At 63.9% G+C, this 1,618-nt stretch carries 2 protein-coding genes; both read left to right on the top strand.

The genetic code is table 11. The features are described 5' to 3' along the window. On the top strand, positions 1 to 446 hold a 446-nt coding region (locus EN939_RS33340; RefSeq protein WP_127271725.1), incomplete at its 5' end, for an SDR family NAD(P)-dependent oxidoreductase. Between the two features lie 78 nt (positions 447 to 524). Next, entirely contained in the window at positions 525 to 1,499 is a 975-nt protein-coding gene (locus tag EN939_RS33335; protein WP_127271723.1) for an alpha/beta hydrolase, read from the top strand. Positions 1,500 to 1,618: the final 119 nt, after the last annotated feature.

Here is a 1,618-nt window from a genome sequence, read left to right as displayed (position 1 = left end):
TCGTGCCCGCGGTCGAGCGCATGCGTGTGCGGGCGGGCGGCCATGTCGTGCTGGTCGGCTCGGTGACATCCTATTTCGGCTGGCCGACAACGGCCGCCTATGGCGGCACCAAGGCGGCCATCAACATCCTGGCCGAGTCGCTGAAGTATGATTTCGACAAGATGAACGTGCGTATCCAGGTGTTCAATCCCGGCTTCATCGACACCCCGCTGACCGAGAAGAACATGCTGCCTATGCCGGGACTGATGCCGGTCAGCCGCGCATCGCGCCGCATGGCGCGGGGCATCAAGTCGGGCGGCTTCGAAGTCCATTTCCCGCGCCGGACCAGCTGGCCCCTGAAACTGCTCGGCCTGCTGCCGAGGCCGCTGTGCAGAGGGTTTATCAGCCTGATGACCAGTTGGAAGGCGCGGCCGCTGCATTACGACCGCAAACCCCCGATCGAATAGGACGCCGGCGAAATTGGCAGGCCCACCGTTTCGGGCCGCCTGGGTCATGGTTGAGACAAGTGCTGCGTGGAGTCTGCGATGGGGCGACGGATCGTGCTTGCTGTGCTGGGCCTGATCGCCATTCTCGCACTGGCCTTCGTGCTCGGCCCGCGCGTTCGCGTCGACACCACGATCCGTTTCGATCCCTCGCTCATCGCTGACGATCCGCAGGCCTATGTGGCAAAGGCGGAAGCCGCCATCCCCGGAATCCGTGACGGGCTGGAAAAAGAGATCGTCTGGGCCGATCCGTTGGTGCATGCCAGGACGCCGCTGTCGATCGTCTACATCCACGGCTTTTCCGCATCGAAGGGCGAGGTCCGCCCGCTGCCCGACGAAGTGGCGGAACAGCTTGATGCCAATCTCTTCTACACCCGGCTCACCGGTCACGGGCAGGATGGCGCGGCGATGACGCAAGGCAGCATCAACGCCTGGATCAACGACTATGAGGAAGCGCTCGCCATCGGCCGGGCGATCGGCGACAAGGTGATCGTCATCTCGACGTCGACCGGCGGCTCGCTGGCGGTCTGGGCGGCAACGCAGCCCGGTGCATCGGACGAGGTGGCGGCGATTGCGTTCATCTCCCCGAACTTCGGCGTCAAGGCTTCGGGCGCCGAGATCCTGACCATGCCGTGGGGCAAACAAATTGCCAGGCTGGTCGCCGGCAAGGAACACAGCTTCGTGCCGCGCAACGCGCTGAATGAAGAATTCTGGACCACCCGCTATCCGATCGAAGCAACCTTGCCGATGCAGGCGCTGACCGAGCTTGCCTATGGCGCGCCGGTGGAGAAGGCGACCATCCCTGCTTTGTTCATCTTTTCTGATTCGGACAAAGTGGTGCGGGCCGACCGCACCCGCGAGATTGCCGGGCGCTGGGGCGCGCCGCATGAACTGGTTCCGGTCGATGACACCGGCGACCCGGACAGTCACGTCATTGCCGGCGACGCGCTGTCGCCATCGACCACGGCGTTTCTGGCGCAAAGGATCGCCGTCTGGATCGAAGCGGTGGTGAAGTAAGCCGACGAAAAAGGGCGGCCGAAGCATCGCTTCAGCCGCCCTTTCCTTGGTCTGTCCCGGCAATCAGCCAGGCTAAGCCTGACTGATTACAACGCGATCTGGCTTACGCAGCCCGCGCA

Origin of the sequence: Mesorhizobium sp. M7A.F.Ca.CA.002.05.1.1 (genome assembly GCF_003998335.1) — a bacterium.
Lineage (GTDB): Bacteria > Pseudomonadota > Alphaproteobacteria > Rhizobiales > Rhizobiaceae > Mesorhizobium.
The sequence above is the reverse complement of the archived record's forward strand: the minus strand, read 5'-3'. Positions and strand labels throughout refer to the sequence as shown.